Annotated in this window: 20 protein-coding genes and 1 tRNA gene; 11 read left to right on the top strand and 10 right to left on the bottom strand. The window is 72.9% G+C overall.

The window, feature by feature from the left end:
• Nucleotides 1-39: 39 nt before the first annotated feature.
• Both AB5J73_RS45525 and AB5J73_RS45520 read right to left on the bottom strand, forming a co-directional pair.
• Nucleotides 40-2,445 carry a nitrate- and nitrite sensing domain-containing protein gene (locus AB5J73_RS45525; protein WP_370965933.1) on the bottom strand — a complete coding sequence of 802 codons (2,406 nt, stop codon included), beginning with the start codon at nucleotides 2,443-2,445 and terminating at the stop codon, nucleotides 40-42.
• Nucleotides 2,446-2,915: 470 nt separating this feature from the next.
• Nucleotides 2,916-3,182: a PASTA domain-containing protein gene (locus AB5J73_RS45520; RefSeq protein WP_370965931.1), complete on the bottom strand. Its 267-nt coding sequence runs from the start codon at nucleotides 3,180-3,182 to the stop codon at nucleotides 2,916-2,918.
• A 145-nt stretch (nucleotides 3,183-3,327) separates the two neighbouring features.
• Between AB5J73_RS45520 and AB5J73_RS45515 the strand changes: the two genes are divergently transcribed.
• The 4 genes from AB5J73_RS45515 to AB5J73_RS45500 are packed head-to-tail and all read left to right on the top strand — an operon-like array spanning nucleotide 3,328 to nucleotide 6,692.
• Nucleotides 3,328-4,728 (top strand): fatty acid desaturase, encoded by a 1,401-nt coding sequence (locus tag AB5J73_RS45515; protein ID WP_370965929.1) that lies wholly within the window; start codon nucleotides 3,328-3,330, stop codon nucleotides 4,726-4,728.
• Nucleotides 4,728-4,916 (top strand): ferredoxin, encoded by a 189-nt coding sequence (locus tag AB5J73_RS45510; protein WP_290056122.1) that lies wholly within the window; start codon nucleotides 4,728-4,730, stop codon nucleotides 4,914-4,916. The genes AB5J73_RS45515 and AB5J73_RS45510 overlap by 1 nt, the downstream gene beginning before the upstream one ends.
• Entirely contained in the window at nucleotides 4,913-6,064 is a 1,152-nt protein-coding gene (locus tag AB5J73_RS45505; RefSeq protein WP_370965927.1) for an NAD(P)/FAD-dependent oxidoreductase, read from the top strand. Before AB5J73_RS45510 ends, AB5J73_RS45505 begins: the two co-directional genes overlap by 4 nt.
• A 1-nt stretch (nucleotide 6,065) precedes the next feature.
• Complete coding sequence (locus tag AB5J73_RS45500; protein ID WP_370965925.1) at nucleotides 6,066-6,692, top strand: TetR family transcriptional regulator; 627 nt, start codon at nucleotides 6,066-6,068, stop codon at nucleotides 6,690-6,692.
• Nucleotides 6,693-6,696: 4 nt separating this feature from the next.
• On the opposite strand, the gene AB5J73_RS45495 is transcribed toward AB5J73_RS45500, so the two are convergent.
• The 4 genes from AB5J73_RS45495 to AB5J73_RS45480 form a co-directional block, all read right to left on the bottom strand.
• Nucleotides 6,697-7,533 carry a haloalkane dehalogenase gene (locus tag AB5J73_RS45495; protein WP_370965923.1) on the bottom strand — a complete coding sequence of 279 codons (837 nt, stop codon included), beginning with the start codon at nucleotides 7,531-7,533 and terminating at the stop codon, nucleotides 6,697-6,699.
• 1 nt (nucleotide 7,534) lies between these two features.
• Nucleotides 7,535-7,972, bottom strand: a complete 438-nt coding sequence (locus AB5J73_RS45490) for a MarR family winged helix-turn-helix transcriptional regulator (protein ID WP_370965921.1) — start codon at nucleotides 7,970-7,972, stop codon at nucleotides 7,535-7,537.
• Between the two features lie 127 nt (nucleotides 7,973-8,099).
• The gene (locus tag AB5J73_RS45485; protein ID WP_370973535.1) at nucleotides 8,100-9,305 is read right to left on the bottom strand and encodes a kynureninase; all 1,206 of its coding nucleotides are present in this window, start codon (nucleotides 9,303-9,305) and stop codon (nucleotides 8,100-8,102) included.
• Nucleotides 9,302-9,673: a DUF5997 family protein gene (locus AB5J73_RS45480; protein ID WP_370965919.1), complete on the bottom strand. Its 372-nt coding sequence runs from the start codon at nucleotides 9,671-9,673 to the stop codon at nucleotides 9,302-9,304. Before AB5J73_RS45480 ends, AB5J73_RS45485 begins: the two co-directional genes overlap by 4 nt.
• Nucleotides 9,674-9,714: 41 nt before the next feature.
• On the opposite strand from AB5J73_RS45480, the gene AB5J73_RS45475 reads away from it, so the two are divergent.
• Complete coding sequence (locus tag AB5J73_RS45475; RefSeq protein ID WP_370965917.1) at nucleotides 9,715-10,410, top strand: LysR substrate-binding domain-containing protein; 696 nt, start codon at nucleotides 9,715-9,717, stop codon at nucleotides 10,408-10,410.
• Nucleotides 10,411-10,434: 24 nt separating this feature from the next.
• Here AB5J73_RS45475 and AB5J73_RS45470 read toward each other — a convergent pair whose 3' ends face one another.
• A complete protein-coding gene (locus AB5J73_RS45470; protein ID WP_370965915.1) occupies nucleotides 10,435-10,716 on the bottom strand; it encodes an isoamylase in 282 nt (93 codons plus the stop codon).
• A gap of 207 nt (nucleotides 10,717-10,923) precedes the next feature.
• Here AB5J73_RS45470 and AB5J73_RS45465 point away from each other — a divergent pair, with 207 nt between their 5' ends.
• Nucleotides 10,924-11,439, top strand: coding sequence for a hypothetical protein (locus AB5J73_RS45465; RefSeq protein WP_370965913.1), 516 nt, complete (start codon nucleotides 10,924-10,926; stop codon nucleotides 11,437-11,439).
• A gap of 63 nt (nucleotides 11,440-11,502) precedes the next feature.
• Nucleotides 11,503-11,703 (top strand): hypothetical protein, encoded by a 201-nt coding sequence (locus tag AB5J73_RS45460; protein ID WP_370965911.1) that lies wholly within the window; start codon nucleotides 11,503-11,505, stop codon nucleotides 11,701-11,703.
• A gap of 106 nt (nucleotides 11,704-11,809) precedes the next feature.
• On the opposite strand, the gene AB5J73_RS45455 is transcribed toward AB5J73_RS45460, so the two are convergent.
• Complete coding sequence (locus AB5J73_RS45455) at nucleotides 11,810-12,772, bottom strand: hypothetical protein (RefSeq protein WP_370965910.1); 963 nt, start codon at nucleotides 12,770-12,772, stop codon at nucleotides 11,810-11,812.
• 177 nt (nucleotides 12,773-12,949) lie between these two features.
• Between AB5J73_RS45455 and AB5J73_RS45450 the strand changes: the two genes are divergently transcribed.
• The 3 genes from AB5J73_RS45450 to AB5J73_RS45440 are packed head-to-tail and all read left to right on the top strand — an operon-like array spanning nucleotide 12,950 to nucleotide 15,339.
• Nucleotides 12,950-13,921: a hypothetical protein gene (locus tag AB5J73_RS45450; RefSeq protein ID WP_370965908.1), complete on the top strand. Its 972-nt coding sequence runs from the start codon at nucleotides 12,950-12,952 to the stop codon at nucleotides 13,919-13,921.
• A 33-nt stretch (nucleotides 13,922-13,954) separates the two neighbouring features.
• Nucleotides 13,955-14,743, top strand: a complete 789-nt coding sequence (locus tag AB5J73_RS45445) for a metalloregulator ArsR/SmtB family transcription factor (protein WP_370965906.1) — start codon at nucleotides 13,955-13,957, stop codon at nucleotides 14,741-14,743.
• A gap of 5 nt (nucleotides 14,744-14,748) precedes the next feature.
• On the top strand, nucleotides 14,749-15,339 hold the full coding sequence (locus AB5J73_RS45440) for a dihydrofolate reductase family protein (protein ID WP_370965904.1): 591 nt from the start codon (nucleotides 14,749-14,751) through the stop codon (nucleotides 15,337-15,339).
• A gap of 45 nt (nucleotides 15,340-15,384) precedes the next feature.
• On the opposite strand, the gene AB5J73_RS45435 is transcribed toward AB5J73_RS45440, so the two are convergent.
• A tRNA-Ile gene (locus tag AB5J73_RS45435) sits at nucleotides 15,385-15,458 on the bottom strand.
• A 173-nt stretch (nucleotides 15,459-15,631) separates the two neighbouring features.
• On the opposite strand from AB5J73_RS45435, the gene AB5J73_RS45430 reads away from it, so the two are divergent.
• Nucleotides 15,632-15,901 carry a hypothetical protein gene (locus AB5J73_RS45430; protein WP_370965902.1) on the top strand — a complete coding sequence of 90 codons (270 nt, stop codon included), beginning with the start codon at nucleotides 15,632-15,634 and terminating at the stop codon, nucleotides 15,899-15,901.
• A gap of 41 nt (nucleotides 15,902-15,942) precedes the next feature.
• Here AB5J73_RS45430 and AB5J73_RS45425 read toward each other — a convergent pair whose 3' ends face one another.
• On the bottom strand, nucleotides 15,943-16,422 hold the full coding sequence (locus tag AB5J73_RS45425) for a hypothetical protein (protein WP_370965900.1): 480 nt from the start codon (nucleotides 16,420-16,422) through the stop codon (nucleotides 15,943-15,945).
• Between the last annotated feature and the right edge of the window lie 5 nt (nucleotides 16,423-16,427).

Below are 16,427 nucleotides of genomic sequence, written 5' to 3'. Positions count from 1 at the left end.
CCTGACTTTCCTGTGTGGACTTTCCTGTGTGGTCGGGAACTACGCTTCGTCCGGCCCGCGGCCGCGGCGGGTGCCCTTGTGGAACGCCGCCAGCGTGCGCGCGGTGCCTTCGCCCGGCGCCACGACGTCGTCGTCGCCGTCGTCCGGCTCGGCCTCGAGCTGGGCGACGAGGTTCTGCTGCGGCTCGCGCCGGGGCAGCCGGGGCCGGTCGTCGGTCGGGCGCTGCGCGACCGCGGGCTCCCCGGCGGGCGCCGGCTCCGGCTCCGGCACCGCGGCCGGCACGGAGGGCAGGGCGTCGGGCGGGGTGAGCGCCCGCGCCGGGTACGGCCTCGGCTTGGTCTCTCGCTTCATCGGGATCTGGCCGGTGAACGAGCTGGGAGAGTCCATCGAACCGAGCGAGCTTTCTGCGGCCCGCGCGGCGGGGGCGCCCACCGGGGCGAGGACCGCGGTCGTTTCCGCCGGGGAGCTGCCGGGCTCTTCGGCCCCGGCGTTGTCCCGGCCCGCCAGGTGCTGGACCGGGATGAGGACGGTGGCGCGGAGGCCGCCGTAGCGGGACGGGTCGAAGGTGACGGTGATGCCGAGCCGGGCCGCCAGGCGCGCGACCACGAACAGGCCGAGGCTCGAGTCGGCCCGCAGCGCCATCGCGTCGAACTCGGGCGCCTCCGCCATCATCGAGTTCGCCCACTCGCGGACGCCGTCCTTCATGCCGAGACCCTGGTCCGACACGTCGACGACGACGCCGCGCGCGACCATGCGGCTGGTCACCTCGACCGGCGAACCGGGCGGCGAGAACGACGTCGCGTTGTCGACGAGCTCGGCGATGAGGTGGATGGTGTCGGCCACCGCGGCGCCGAGGATGGCGACGTCGGCGACCTGCTCCACCTGGACCCGCGCGTACTGCTCGGTTTCCGAGACGGCCGCGCGCAGGACCTCCATCAGCGCGACCGGCTTGCGCCAGCGGCGGCCGGGCTGCTTGCCGCCGAGGATGATCAGGTTCTCGGTGGTGCGCCGCGCCCGGGCGGCGAGGTGGTCGAGCTGGAACAGCGACGCCAGCTGCGTCGAGTCGTCCTCCCGCGCTTCCATCTCGTCGAGGATCTGCAGCTGCTGGTGGACCAGGACCTGGTTGCGGTGCGCGATGCCGAGGAACACGTTGTGCACGCCGCTGCGGGCCTTCGCCTCGCTCGCCGCGGCGTTGACCGCGGTCAGCTGGGCGGTGTTGAACGCCTCCGCCACCTGGCCGATCTCGTCGCGGCCGTGGTCGAGCTGCGGCAGTTCTTCCTTGAGGTCCACCGACTCGCCGTTCTTCAGCCGCTCCACGATGTTCGGCAGCCGGTTGCGGGCGAGGTCGAGCGAGTCGTTGCGCAGCCGCGCGAGGCGCGTCATCAGCGCGCGGTCGACGAGCGAGCGGGACACCCGCACCGCGACGATGATCGCCGCCAGCGAGGCGAGCAGGGCCAGGATCGACCCGATGATGACGTTGCGCAGCTGGGCGTCACCGGAGTCGATCGCGGCCGCGGAAACCTTGTCCGCCTGGGTGATCGCGAGGTCGTTGAGGCCCTGGGCGACCTGGGTGGTCGCGTTCAGCCAGTCCGTTTCGGACACCGGCACGGAGTTCTGCTCGCTCGGCGACCACGGGCCGTGCTTGACGATCGCCTGCTCGGCGGTGGCCAGCTGCTGCCAGGCGGTGCTCTTGGTCAGCGCCCGGTACCGGTCGCGGACGGTCGCGTCGAGGAACGGCTCGACCTGCGCCAGCTGGGCGCGGTAGGTCCCGGACAGCTGGGCGAACTGGGCGAAGTCGTCGGGGGCGAAGGTGCCGGCCGAGAAGGCCGTCGACACGAGCGACGTCTCGCGCGACATCGCGTCACCGGCGCGGAAGACCGAGGTCGCGGTGATGCCGCCGGTCGCGGCTTCGGCGTCCGGCACGACGCGGGCCTGGGTGTCGAACAGGTTCGACGCGGTGTCCATCACGCCGTTGTAGTAGCTGTTGACCTGCGCGCGGTCGATGCTGCGGAAGCTGATCTGCGAGCGCAGCACGGGCAGCTGGTCGAACTGGGACTTCAGCGCGTTGACCTTGGACGCGATCTCGTCCGGGGCGGTCGAGATCGTCGCGGCGAACGCGTCCTGCAGCGTGCCGAGCTTCTCGTCGGTGACCTTCTGCTGCGCCTGCAGCCGGCCCGGGCCCAGCGCCGGGTCGTCCAGGTACTGCAGCGCGCTCTGGCGTTCCTTCTGGAACTCGGCCAGCGCGGTGGCCGCGGGGATGGACACCTCGCGCACCGACGCGGCGACCAGCCGCACGTAAACGCCGTTGAAGAGGAAGTACGAAGAGACCGCGATCCACAGCACCAGCAGGGTCACGCTGGGAATGAGAACGGTCCTGGTCAGCCTTTTGCGGATCGACTTGTCGTACGGCTTGTCCGACTCGTCCTTGGCGTCTTTGTTCAGCACGGCGGTTCACGAACTCCTGAGTGACGGTCGGCGAGGAAAGGGGACCCGGACGAGGAAGCGGACACGACGATGGGACACAGCGGCCGCCGTCACCCGTCTTCGCCTCACCCTCCGTGTTGCCGCGGAATCGATCAGGGTCCGTTTTTTACCACGAACCACCGGGGGCCGGTGGTGCTGACCCGGTCGGCGGACGGTTGTCCGGCAAGGCGCGAACGGTGTTTACCGAGTGCATTGGCGCGGTTACCGCCATTTCCTCTGGTAACGGCCCCGCGACGGTTTTCCGCGCCTTGCACGCTGGGCCGAACGGGTGAATGTGAATTCGTCCGATGCGCCGGACGGGGAGTCCGCGTTGCGGGAAAGAAGGGGCACGGGTATTGCCCCGGCGCACCCGGCGAGGGTCGGCGCGGTCACGGGGTGTCGCACTCGATGATCTTGACCACAAGGCGCCCGTTCCGGCGTGTCGGGCCGGGTCAGGGCTCGCCGTAGCCGGGTTCCTCCCGGACCTGAGGCGGTGGCCGCCGGGGTTCACGGACTCCGCTGGGGTCGCCGCCGCCGGCCACCCACACGGTCACCGCGCCCCACCGGTCCAGCCGGGTCCCCGCGGCGGGGAGCTGGGCCACGACCAAGCCGTTCAGCAACGGGTGGGGGCTGTCCGGATCCGGTCCTTGCAGCGTCAAGCCCGCGTCGTGGCCCGACAGCCACGCGTCGAGCGCTTGCCTGCCCCGGAAGTCCGGCACGACCACCGGCCGCGGTTCATCCGCCGCTGCTCCTCACCCGCTCACCAGGGTACCGGTGCGGGCAAGGCTCGATTGACAAACAGGCCCCTCTTGTCAAACTGACTTTACATCACCTATCGTTTCGTAAATCACTCGAGGAGGCGTGATGAGCGAAGTGACCGGAACCGTCCCCGCCGGTTCGACCGAACTGTGGCGTGACCGCAAGCGGTACCTGTGGCTGATCGGCCTGGTCGTGCCGTCCCTGGCGTTCCTCGCCATCGGGCTGCACGCGGCCACCGGCTGGGGCGGGTGGTTCTGGATCGGCCCGGTCGTGATCCTGGTGATCGTCCCGCTGATCGACCTGCTCGCCGGGCTGGACCGGAGCAACCCGCCCGACGACGTCATCGAGCGGCTGGAGAACGACCGGTACTACCGCTGGATCACGTTCGCCTTCCTGCCCGTCCAGTACGTCGGCTTCGTCGCCGCGTTCTGGCTCATCGCCCGCGGGGACGTCTCCGTCGCGGACAAGATCGGGCTGGCCGTGTCCATCGGCTGCATCGGCGGGATCGGCATCAACACCGCGCACGAGCTGGGGCACAAGAAGGAGAGCCACGAGCGCTGGCTGTCGAAGATCGCGCTGGCGCAAAGCTTCTACGGGCACTTCTACATCGAGCACAACCGCGGCCACCACGTCCGCGTGGCGACGCCGGAGGACCCGGCGAGCAGCCGCCTCGGCGAGAGCTTCTACCGCTTCTGGCCGCGCACGGTCTTCGGTTCGCTGAAGTCGGCGTGGCGCCTGGAGCGCAAGCGCTACGCCCGCCGAAACAAGCACCCCTTCCGCATCGGCAACGACGTGCTCAACGCCTGGCTGATGTCCGCGGTGCTGTGGGCGGCGATGATCGCGTGGCTCGGCGTGGGGATCCTGCCGTACCTGGTGATCCAGGCCGTCGTCGGGTTTTCGCTGCTGGAGGTCGTCAACTACATGGAGCACTACGGCATGCTGCGGCAGCGGGTCGGCGCGGCCGGGAAGCGGCGCTACGAGCGGGTGGATCCCAGCCACAGCTGGAACTCCAACAACATCGCCACCAACGTCCTGCTCTACCACCTGCAGCGGCACAGCGACCACCACGCGAACCCGACGCGGCGGTACCAGACCCTGCGCGACTTCGCCGAGTCGCCGGTGCTGCCCACCGGGTACGCCGGGATGATCGTGCTGGCGCTCGTCCCGCCGGTGTGGCGCCGGGTGATGGACCCGCGGGTGCTCGCCCACTTCGGCGGCGACGTCTCCCGCGCCAACATTCAGCCGTCGAAGCGCGAGAAGGTCCTCGCCCGGTACGGAACCCGCGTCACGGCCGCCGGGCCCGCACCGACGGACACCCGCGGCGACGCGACCGAGGGCGGGATGTGCCCCGGCTGCGGGTACGTCTACGACGAGCAGCTCGGCGACCCGCGCGAAGGTTTCCCGGCCGGCACCCCGTGGGCCGCGATCCCGGACTCCTGGTGCTGCCCCGACTGCGGCGTCCGCGAGAAGGTCGACTTCGTCGCGCCGGGCCGGGTGGGTGCGTGATGCGGATCGAAGCGGACCGCGGCAAGTGCGACGGCCTCGGCATGTGCGAAGCGATGGCCCCCGACTTCTTCGAGGTCGGCGAGGACGGCACGGTCGTCGTGCTCGACGAGCGGCCCGGTGAGGAGCACCGGCAGGACCTCGCCGCCGCCGTGGACGCCTGCCCCGTGCTGGCCTTGAAGCTGACATGACGCTCGTCGTCGTGGGCGCGTCGCTGGCGGGGCTGCGTGCCGTGGAAGCCGCCCGCCGCACCGGGTACCGCGGCCGGATCGTGCTGATCGGGGCCGAGGAACACCTGCCCTACGACCGGCCGCCGCTGTCCAAGGCGTTCCTCGCCGCGGACGGTCCGGTGGCGGTCGAGCCGTTCCACACCGAGGAGGTGCTCCGGGACGTCCTCGGCGTCGAACTGCTGCTGGGCGCGCCGGCCGAAGGACTCGACATCGGCTCGCGCGAAGTGACCGTCGCGGGCGCAGCCGTGCGCTACGACGCCCTGGTCATCGCCACCGGCGCCACCGCCCGCACCTTGCCGGGCACCCGCGCGCTGCGCACGGCCGAAGACGCCGTCGCGGTGCGCGCAGGGCTCGATCGCGGCGCGCGGACCGTCGTGATCGGCGCCGGGTTCATCGGCTCGGAGGTCGCGTCCGCCGCCCGCGGCCGCGGCCTGCCGGTGACGATCGTGGAAGCGGCCCCCGTCCCGCTCGCCCGCGCGGTCGGGGAGACCGCCGGGGTGGCGCTGGCCGGGCTGCACCGCGAAGCCGGCACCGAGCTGCGGCTCGGCGCCGAGGTCACGCGCGTCACCGGCGACGGCGTGCACCTGGCCGGTGGCGAAGTCCTGCCCGCGGACCTGGTGGTCGCCGGCATCGGCGCCGTCCCGGCCACCGGCTGGCTCGAGGGCAGCGGGCTGCGCCTGCACGAGCGGGACCGCGGCGTGGTCTGCGACGCGACCCTGTCCGCCGGGCCGCCGGGCGTCTACGCGGCGGGCGACGTCGCGCACGTGGCGAACCCGCTGTTCGACGGCCACCTGCGGCCCGAGCACTGGACGAACGCGGCCGAGCAGGGTGCGGCCGCCGCTCGCCACGCGCTCGACCCGGCGTCGGCGCGGCCGCTGGAAGCCGTGCCGTACTTCTGGTCCGACTGGTACGGCCACCGGATCCAGTTCGTCGGGACGCCGGTGGCCGACGAGGTCGTGACCGCCGGGGACACGACGCTGTACCGCCGCGGCGACCGGCTCGTCGGCGCGCTCACCGTCGACCGCCCGCGCGAGATCATGAAGCACCGCAGGCGGATCGCCACCCGCGCGCCCTGGGCTGACGCGCTGGCCGTCGCCGGGACCGCCTAGAATGACGATCATGAGCGGGGCACCTCCGGCGCCGCCCGAAGGTGGTCAGCACCGGCGGCCGATCATCACCGCGGCGATCGAGCTGACCGCGCGGTCCGGCTGGCCGTCGGTCACCATGGCCCGGCTGGCGGAGCTGGTCGGCGTCAGCCGCCAGACCGTGTACAACGAGATCGGCTCCAAGGCCGCGCTGGCCGAAGCGATGGTCGCGCACGAACTCGACCGGTTCCTCACGGTCGTCGACGCCGCCTTCGAGCACCACCCGGACAACCTCATCGAGGCCTTCTACGAGGCCGTCCGCTCGGTGCTCGAGCTCGCCGAGGACAACGTCCTGCTGCGGGCGATCGTCTCGGCGTCGCACGGTGCCGCCCCCGAGCTCCTGCCGCTGCTGACCACCGACGCGGGCGCGCTGCTCGCCCGCGCGAAGGTCGTGCTCGCCGAGCGCGTGCGGCCCTATCGGCTGCCGCTCGCCGACGACCAGGTCGACGTGGTGATCGACCTGGTGGTGCGCGCCGTCCTCAGCCACGTCATGCAGCCGTCGGACACCCCGGCCCGCACGGCGGATTCCCTGGCGTGGGTGGCGACCCGCGTGCTCGGCCTGGAGGCCGTGCCGCCGCTGCGGCACACCTGACGGCTCACCGGAGCCCGTGCCGGTCCAGCCACGCCGACAGCTCGGCGGCGATCTCCTTGGGCCGGTCCTCCTGGGCGTGGTGCCCGGCCTCCCCGCACGCGACGATGTCCAGCGCGGTGATGTTCGCGGCGCACCACTTCGCCATCGCTTCGCCGATGAGCAGGGTGGGGGAGCCCTCGAACGTCAGCAGCAGCTTCGGGGTGCCGTCGCTGCCGGCCAGCCACCGGTCGTAGGCCTCGACGCGCTCGACGAGCTCGGCCGGCTCCCCGCCGAGCGGCAGCTGGCGGGCCCAGGCGAGGACGGGACGGCGGCTTTCCGGCGTGGGGAACGGGGCGAGGTAGGCGGCCAGGTCCTCGTCGGCGACCGGCGTGCGGACGCCGCCGGTGAACGCCTGGCGGATGAACAGGTCCTGCGTCAGCACCATCTCTTCGCCGACACCCGGCGTGCGGATCTTGCGGGACCGCTCCGCCGCCTGCGGGGACAGGTCGTCCCACGCCATCGGCTTCACGATCGTCTCGAAGAAGGCGAGCCCGCGGACCCGGCCCGGGTGGCGGGCGGCCCAGTCGAAGGCGAGCGCGCCGCCCCAGTCGTGGCCGACGAGGACCACGTCGGCCAGGCCGAGCTCGTCGAACCAGGCGTCGAGGTGGCGGGCGTGGTCGGCGAAGGCGTAGGCGAGGTCGGGCTTGGGCGAGCGCCCCATGCCGATGAGGTCGGGCGCCAGCAGCCGCCCGGGACCGACGTGGGGGAGGACGTGGCGCCAGCCGTGCGACGAGCCGGGGTTGCCGTGCAGGAACACGATCGGGGTGCCGCTGCCGGTTTCTTCGTGGTGGAGGGTGAGCATGTCAGGCTCCTTCGAGCGGGGTGTCGAGCAGCAGGGTGAGCTCCCGGGTCAGCGCGGCGGTGCGGTCGCCGCGGCGGCCGCCGAGCGGCGCGAGCAGCCGGTCGAGCAGCGCGCCGACGGTGGTGATCGCCGCCTCGACGACCTCGCGGCCGCGCTCGGTGAGGGCCAGCCGGATGGTCCGGGTGTCGGCGGGGTCGCGGGTGCGTTCGATCAGGCCGTCGGCGTCGAGGGTGCGGGCGAGCTTGGAGACGTAAAGGGCTTCGAGGCCGGTGTGGTCGGCGAGTTCCCGCTGGCTCGGTGCTTCCGTGCGCTGGAGGTCGAGCAGCGAGGCCAGGAAGACGTACTGGGCGTGGGTCAGGCCGACGGGCGCCAGTGCGCGGTCGACGGCCACCCGCCACTTCATGGAGAGGCGCCAGACCAGGTGTCCCGGAGTGCTCATGCCAGATAATGTACATGGCTACTGTAGCCATGGCTACTAATCGGCCGCGCGGGATGCCATGAAAGGGTCGTTCATGTCGTCTGGCGAGGTGAACGACCCTTTCATGACGTGCGGGCGGGTGTTCGGTTCAGCCGGCGAGCTCGCGGATCCGGTCCATTGCCGCCCGGACTTCGGTGAAGCCGGTGGTGAGCGGGCTCAGCCCGACGCGGATGCCGTCGGGACGGCGGAAGTCGATCAGCACGCCGTTGTCGATCAGCACGCGGGAAAGCCGTTCCGCGTCGGGGTGGCGGAGGGTGACGTGGCCGCCGCGGCGGTCGTCGTCGCGGGGCGAGGCGACGGTGAACCCGAGCGGGCCCAGCCACTCGTCGGCGAGGGCGAGCACCCACCGGCCCAGTGCCACGGCCTTGGCGCGCACGCGGTCGATCCCCGCCTCGGCCAGCAGCGCGACGCCTTCCTGGACGCCCGCCATGCCGAGCACCGGCGGCGTGCCGGACAGCGCCCGGCGGATCCCCGGCGCGGGGACGTACTCCGCGGCCATGCCGAAGGTGTCGGCCGCGCCCATCCAGCCGGTGATCGGCTGGCCGAACTCCGCGTGGTGGCGGGCGTTGACGTAGAGGAAAGCGGGTGCGCCGGGCCCGGCGTTGAGGAACTTGTAGGTGCAGCCGACGGCGAAGTCGGCGCCCGCCGCGTCGAGCGCGACCGGGATCGAGCCGACGCTGTGGCAGAGGTCCCAGACGGTGAGGCCGCCGCGGTCGTGCACCAGCCGCGTGATGGCGGCCAGGTCGGCGATCGCGGCCGAGCGGTAGTCCACATGGGACAGCACGACCGCCGCGGTGCGCGGCCCGGTCACCGCCGCGACGTCTTCGGGGCGGACGTCGCCGGTCTCGATCCACCGGACCGTGAGCCCGAGTTCGGCGGCGACGCTTTCGACGAGGAACCGGTCGGTGGGGAAGTTCGCGGTGTCCGTGACGATCTCGTCGCGCCCCGGCCGCAGCGCGACGGCCGCGCGCAGCACCTTGTAGAGGCACACGGACGTCGAGTCGGCGACGATCGTCTGGCCGGGCGCGGCGCCGAGCGCGACGCGGCCGAGCTCGTCCCCGATCGCTTCGGGCAGCGCGAGCCAGCGTTCTTCCCAGGACCGGATCAGCCGGCCGCCCCACTCTTCGGCGACGAGCTGCTGCAGCCGGTCCGCGGTGGCGCGCAGGGGACGGCCGAGCGAATTGCCGTCCAGGTAGGCGACGACGCCGGGATCGGTGATCGGGACGAACCGCTCGCGAAAGTCCGCCAGCTCGTCTTCCGCGTCGAGGCGCGCGGCCTCCGCCAGGGTGGTCAGCGGTTCTTCTCCTTCACGCGCACGGTTTCCTTGCGCACCTCGGCCTGCGTGGCGCGCTCGCGCACCAGCCAGTCGGGGCTTTCCGCCTTCAGTGCTTCGATCTCTTCGGTGGTGAGCGCTTCGGTGATGCCACCGCGCGTGAGGCCGCCGATGGACACCCCCAGCTTCGCCGCGACGACCGGCCGCGGGTGCGGCCCGGTGCGGCGCAGCTCCCGCAGCCACTCGGGCGGGTCGGCCTGCAGCGCGTTCAGTTCGTCGCGCGAGACGACACCCTCCTGGAACTCCGCGGGGGTGGCTTCGAGGTACACGCCCAGTTTCTTCGCCGCCGTCGCGGGCTTCATGGTCTGGGCGGTCTTGTGCGACGTCATGCCGTCCAGGGTAGCCAGCTGGTGCCCGGTAACCTGACCCGGTGACCTCGTTCCGCCTCGCCTACGTTCCCGGAGCGACCCCCGCCAAGTGGGTGCGGACCTGGGGCGAGCGGGTGCCGGAGGTACCGCTCACCCTGGTCCCGGTCGAAGCCGCGGACGCGACGGGCCTGCTGCGCTCGCGGGAGGCGGACGCGGCGCTGCTGCGCTCGCCGATCGACCGCGACGGCCTGCACGCGATCCCGCTCTACACCGAGACGACCGTGGTCGTGGTGGCCAAGGACCACCTGATCGCGGCGGCGGACGAAGTGTCCACGGTGGACCTGGCGGACGAAGTCGTGCTGCACCCGCTGGACGACACCCTCGAGTGGCCGTCCCGGCCGGGCCGCCCGGCGGTCTCGCGCCCGGAGACGACGGCCGACGCGATCGAGCTCGTGGCGGCCGGCGTCGGGGTGCTCGTCGTCCCGCAGTCGCTGGCCCGCCTGCACCACCGCCGCGACCTGACCTACCGGCCGGTCGAGGACGCGCCGCAGTCGAGCGTGGCGCTGTCGTGGCTCGAGGACGAGACGACGGACCTGATGGAGCAGTTCATCGGCATCGTCCGCGGCCGCACGGTCAACAGCACGCGCGGCCGCCAGCAGGCCCCGGCGGAGCGCAAGCGCCCGGTCCGGAAGCCGGCGCCGCCGAAGCCGGCCCGGCGCACCGGCGGCGGCGCGGGAAAGCGGCGCCGCCGGTCCTGAGTCCGGTCCCGCCCGGTGCCGGGGTCAGGCGGTCGTGCAGACGCAGTTGCCGTCGGCGCGGTCGGCCAGGTCGGGGTCGTCGAACCAGTGGCCGTTCTCGCCGAGGTAGCGGAACTGCAGCACCGTGCCGGGGGTGACGTCGACCGACGCCGAGCGGCGGCCGTTGGAGCGCGGGGTCAGGTGGTGGCGGCCGGGCGTCCAGTCGTTGAACGAACCGACGACGCTCACCCTTCCGGGCGGGGCGCCGAGCGGGAGGCTGAAGGTGACGCGCTGGGTGCCGGCCCGGCTCTTGCTGATCTTGATCACTCGGTGGCGGCCTTTCGCGGAGGACGGTCGGGAGGGCGTGCTCGGCACTGAGCGCCGACATGGTCGCACAGCCGTGACCAACCGGTCACCCGGAGTGCCCGAAGGAGGGACGGCGCCGCTCAACGGTTCGCCACCGACCGGGTGGTCCTCGGGTGAACCATGATCATCTCGGGTTCACCGCGGTGTTCCGGTGGGAAACTGGCAGCCGTGACCGTCGTCGTCGATCGTCAAGTCAAGGACCCGTGTGCCTGGCTCAGTGCCGTCAGCCACGAGCTCGCCGTCACGCCTCCGGCGGACACGCGAGCGGTGCTCCTGACGGTGTGGGACGGGCTGGCCGCCGCCCGGCTGGCCGGACTGCACGCGGCCGCGGCTTCGCCCCGCTGGCGAACCCGGCAGCGCCACGCCGAATCCGTCGAATTCGACCTCGCCGTGCAGCTGGCGCGCGACTGCACCATCGCCACCGGCCTGGCCATCCCCGCCCGGCTGCCGCGAGCCGCCGTCGCCTGGCCGGAGGAGCGGGCCGCCGCGGCGGTCGCGGCGATCGTGTCGTTCTGCGGCACGGCCGGCGGGGTCCTGCGCCGGGCGGGCGAGCTGACGCCGGTGTGGGAAGACAGCCTGCTCGGGCCGGTCGCGCTGACGAGCTGGCTCGCGGACTGCTGGACCGGCCGGCACGCGGGCTGCCCGCTGCGCCTCCCGGTACCCCCGCCGCCGTGGTGGCGCTGACGTGTCCGTCAGGTGAAGTCTGGGCCGGCGGCGCTGCGCCGGTGCCGTGGAGAGGAGGCCGGGGTGACCGAAGCGGCCCCGCTCAGAAGAATCCCGGACCCGGCGCGCGCGGCGATCCGGGCGCTGCTGCTGGCCGAGCTGACCGCCGCCCGGCGGCGGTGGCAGGCGGCCGGGTGCCCGCCGGACGTGCTGGCGCGGGTGCTCGAGGCACGCCGGAACTGGCTGGCCGAAGCCGGCCGGACGGCCCCACCCAAATCGGCCTAGCCCGATGTCCGCCGAACCCGGTCCCGGTGTCCTCAACGAGTCGTTCAGGACCGTGGGGGACCTGAACGACTCATTCCGGACATCGCGGCCCGGCCGATCCCGGTGGTCAGCGGCCGAGGATGGCCAGCACCGCGGCCACGATCTCGTCGAGCCGCCGCCGGTCGGCGAGCGCGGCCGCCAGCCAGTCGTCGCGGGCGGAGTCGCCGGCCTCCGCCGCCCCGAACAGCAGGCGGATCACGACCGCGATCACCTCGTGCGGCGGATCGCCGCGCGCCAGCCGGGTCTCGATCGCCGCCAGCGCCTCCTCGGCCAGCTCCACCAGCTGCGCGTCTTCGATCTCGTCGCGCCCGACCAGCTCCAGGGCCGGCAGTTCCGCCGCGCTGTCCGCCGGCATCGGGGCCACCGGTGCCCGCTTGTGGCCCAGCGGCCGCTCGACGTGTTCGCCGTACCACTTCGGGCGGGACCGCATCGCCGTCAGCACCTTCCGCACTTCGCGGTCGATCGTGTCGCGGTCGGCCACCGGCTCGCCGGTCACCTCGGCGCGGCGGGCGGCCCAGGCGTCGAGGGGCCACAGCTCGGCGCCCGCCGTCGTCGGGACGCCGGCCCAGGTCAGGACCTGCACCGCCAGATCGCACAACCAGACGTCGCCGAAGAGGGCGTCGCCGAGCCAGGACGGGAGGCGAGGTCGTTGCAGGGCCCCGATTTCGCCGCGCCGGCGCCGGTGGGCGTCGACCGTCGCCGGGCTCAGGCGGGTGGCCAGCCAGCCTTCGAGGTTTTCGATCGGGCCGGTCGCGCGCCGCAGCGCGTGCTCCACCACCGCCTCGACGTCGTCGTGGAAGCGGTCGAGGCAGTCGGGGCGCAGCCACTCGAGGCCGCGGGCGCAGTCCGGGTGCCGTCGCCGCCGTTCCAGCGGCTTGGTGATCCGCGTGAACACCAGCGGCCACGCCACGCTGTAGACGGCGCCACGCAGCCGGGCGCGGACGCCGGGCGTCGCGCCCGCGGCCGAATCGGCGAGCAGCCCGTCGCGGGCCAACCGGCGGACGGCCGCGACGTCGGTGCTGTCGAGCAACCCGTCCTCCCGATGTCGTCGACGGGAAAATGGTCGGACAGCCGACGAACCGGAAATGTCCACGCGCGGTCCCAATCGCGGCGGAAATGGCCAAACACTGGCCATCCCGGAATCACCTGATCGGCGCACCGAGTGCGGCCGATCGCCCGGAAGTCCCCGTGTCACAATCGAATTCCCATGGCACACGAGGACGGTCTGCTCCGGGAACTCACCACTTTGCGGCGCGGCTGGGGATTGGAAGCCGAACGGCTGCGGAGCCGGCTCGGGCCGCTCGTCTCGGGCTGGTGCGAAATCCACCGGACGACGAGCGACCGCGACGCCCGGCGAGTTCTGCGTGACGCGATTTCGGCGGTGATCGCGGATTTCCCGGCCGACGACCGGCTGGCGGTGGACGTCGCGCTCGGCATCGCCGCCGGCACGCAGCACGCCCGGCTCCGGGACCGGATCGGGATCCTCGCCGACCGCCTCCAGGTCTCCGAACGCACGGCGCGGCGCCGCATCGACCGGGCGTTCGCCCGGCTCGCCGCGGAGATCCAGGCCGGCTCGCAGCCGGCCGAGGGCGTGCCCGACCCGGACCGGGGCTGGTTCGTCAAGCGGCTCAAGGCCCTCGTGCGGCTGGACACCGCCGAGCCGGAGCTGATCGAGGAGCGCGAGATCGTGGCGACCCAGGACGGGCTCCGCCGGATCTCGGCGCAGCTGACCGTGCCCCGCACGGGCGACGGCCCGGACGGCGAGCGGCACGTCGCCGCCGACGCCCAGCACGGCGTCCGGATCAGCGAGCGGAGCCGGGAGGGCCAGCGGCACTTCCGCTGGCTGCTCGACCTGCCGCGGCCCCTGTCCCGCGGCGACAGCCACACGTTCTCGCTGGTCCTGCGGATCCGCGACGGCCGGCCGATCCGGCCGTCCTACACGTTCGTGCCGCTGGTGACGTGCGAGTCGTTCACGGTGCGGGTCCGGTTCGACCCGGACCGGCCGCCGCGGTCGGTGTGGCGCCTCGACCGGGTCGCGCCCTCGGTGCTCACCGACCCGCCGCAGCCGGGCGCGCCGCTGGACCTGGACGGCGCCGGCGAGGTCGCGCAGGAGTTCACCGCGCCGCAGCTCGGGTACGCCTACGGGCTGCGCTGGCTGCCGGACCAAGATATTCCTTGACATGAATATTCCACTGTGTGAATACTTGGCGGCATGGACGGGATCGCTGCAGCACTCGGGGACGCCGCGCGGTGGCGCATCGTCGAGCTCCTGGCCGAGCGCCCCCGCTCGGTCGGCGAGCTCGCCGAGCTGACCGGCCTGCGGCAGCCGCAGACCACCAAGCACCTGCAGACCCTCGCCCGGGCCGGCCTCGTCGCCGTCTTCCCGCTGGGGCAGCGCCGCGTCTACGCCCTCGAGGCGGAGCCGCTCGCCGCCTTCGCGGACCGGCTGCGGGAGCTGGCCGAGGCCACGGCGGGCCACGCGGGCGACCGGGACGTCGTCGCGCGCTACCGGGCGGCCATCGAGGCGGACTCCGCGGCCGCGGACCGGGACCGCTGGGCGGACGGGCGCGAGTTCGCGTTCGACCGCTCGCTGGCCGTGCCGCGCGAGACCGTCTGGCGGTATTGGACCGACCCGGACCTGCTGGCGTCCTGGTGGGTCCCGGCGCCGCTGACGATCACCGACTGCGTCCTCGAGCCGCGGCCGGGCGGGCGGGCCGTGGTCGCCTACCGCGACGCCGACGGCGAATACCGCTCCGAAGGGCGGGTCCGGGCCGCCGAGGAACCCGGGCACCTCGCGTTCGACCTCGCGGTGGCGGGCCCGGCTTCGTTCACCGGCCACTACGACCTGGTGCTCACCGAAGAACCCGGGGGCACCCGGCTGCGCCTCGGCCTGCGCATCACCGCCACGACCCCCGAGGCCGTCCCCGCCATCGCCGGCATCGAAACCGGCTGGGGCCAGGTCCTCGACAACCTCACCGCCGTACTCACCGAGAAGGGCTGACCACCATGACCGACCGCAAGGTGACCGCGAACCTGAGCCTCACCCTCGACGGCCGCTACCACGGCCCCGCCGGGCCCGCCGACATGGGCGCGATCGTCACGTACGCGATGACCGACGTCGCGCGCCGCCACCTCACCCGCATCTGGGAAGGGGCGACGACGGCGGTGCTCGGCCGCCGCAACGCCGAGGGCTTCCTCGGCTTCTGGCCGGCCGTGGCCGCGGACGAGAACGCCGACCCGCGCGACCGCGGCTACGCGAAGTGGCTGGTGGACGTGGAAAAGGTGGTCTTCTCGACCACGCTGACCGAGGCCCCGTGGGAGCGCACCCGCCTGGTGAACGCCCCGGCCGCGGACGTCGTCGCCGAGCTCAAGGCCGCGGGATCGGGCGAGATCCTGGTCAACAGCAGCGCGAGCGTCATCAAGGCGGTGCTCGAAGCCGACCTGCTCGACCGCCTGTACCTGATGATCTGCCCGGAAATCGCGGGTGGCGGCCCCCGGCTGTTCGACGACGGCCTGCCCGCGTCGAAGTGGCGGCTGACCCACCACGAAACGGGCGAGCTGGGGGAGACGGCGGTGGTCTACGACCGCGTGCGCTGACCAGTCCGCAGTGGACGGTCGGTTCGGCTCGGGTGGGGAAGTGGGTGGGGCGGGCGGGGCTCGAACCCGCGGCCAAGGGATTATGAGTCCCCTGCTCTAACCAACTGAGCTACCGCCCCCTGACCCCGGCACGCGGATTTGCATCCGCACAGAAGTCTCAGTTCGTTTCAAGTTATCACAGCGGCCATCCGGGCAGATCCGGTAGGCCAAACAGGTTGAAGTGACCGCCGACCGGGGCACGCTCGTCTAGGTTGCAAGGGCGTCACCGCTGAACGGACGGCGGGAGGGACCGATGGCCGGAGCCACTCCGCCCCACCGCCGGGCGCTCGGGCTGGCGCTGCTGGACGCGTTCACCGCGGGGGCGGGCTTGGGCTTCCTCGCGCACCGGTACCGGGAGGAGCTCGTGGCGAACCTCGCGGTCATCGGCCTGTCGCTGGTCTTCCTGTGCGCACTCGGCTACCTGATCCGCGCCGCCGCGCGAGCCCTGTTCCGGGCGGGCTCGCGCGTCGACGCGATATTGGCGGAAGAACTGCGGGACAAGCCTTCACCACGGCCTCGGTGACGGAAGTCGTTGCGGAGCAAGACCAAGACCGCGGAATCCGCTCAGGTGCCGGCGGGGGTGGTGGTCGGCGGTGGCGTGGTCGGCGTGGTCGGCACGGTCGTGGTGGGCGGAGGCGTGGTCGTCGGCGGCTTGGGAGTCGTGGTCGGCGGGGCCGCCGCGGCGCCGTAAGCCGCGTAGGTGAACCAGATCTGGCCGAACGTCTTCGGCGCGGTCTGCGTGAACATCGCCCGTACCTGGAACGTGGTCGCCGTGAACGAGCCCTGCACCGTGTTGAGCATGAACGCGTTGAACGGCCCCGGCGTGTTCGCCGAGACCACGACCGCCTCCGGCACCGCGCCGAGGCCGTGGGTGACCGTGCAGAACCCGCTGCCGTCGGTCACGCAGGTGGCCTGCGCCGCCTGGACGATCGGGGCCGGTGCCGGGCCGACGGCGGCGGACGCGCCCGAGAACGCGACCGCCCCCGCGGTGACGACGACGGCGCCGCCCAGCGCGGCCAATGCGGTTCGAACCTGAAGTGCCATGGTGG

The organism is Amycolatopsis sp. cg9, from assembly GCF_041346945.1.
Classification (GTDB): Bacteria; Actinomycetota; Actinomycetes; order Mycobacteriales; family Pseudonocardiaceae; genus Amycolatopsis.
This window is presented reverse-complemented; position numbering and strand designations above follow the sequence as displayed.